At 48.2% G+C, this 498-nt stretch carries 1 pseudogene; it reads left to right on the forward strand.

The annotated features are described in order from the left end of the window. Nucleotides 1-498, forward strand: a pseudogene (locus A3763_RS28145) (IS21 family transposase); the annotation flags it as partial.

Below are 498 nucleotides of genomic sequence, written 5' to 3' on the forward strand. Positions count from 1 at the left end.
CAGCGCCATTCGATGGCTATGTAGAAGAGACTAAGCGAGTCTCTTCTACATGCTTAATTACGTTCGAGCGTAACCGCTATAGTGTCCCGGCAAGCTTTGCTAACCAGCATGTGAGTCTTCATGTTTATGCAGCTGAAATCGTTATCGTTGCCGAAGGCAAGGAGATAGCAAGACATAGACGTATCTTCAATCGCAAGCATGATGCAGGTATCACCAAGTATGAATGGAGACATTATCTAGCCGTGGCTCAACGCAAACCAGGAGCACTGCGTAACGGCGCACCGTTCGAGACCTTGCCAGACAGCTTCAAGTCCATTCAAAAGTATTTACTTCGACGACAAGGTGGTGATCGAGAAATGGTCGAGATATTGGCCTTGGTACTTCATCACGACGAACAGCTGGTTGAGCAAGCGGTTGAGGAATCTCTGCGATGCGGGCACCCCTCAAAACAGCATGTAATGAACTGTTTGAGCCAACTCATCGAACAGGAAACACCTG

The sequence above is a fragment of the Oleiphilus sp. HI0128 genome, assembly GCF_001635365.1.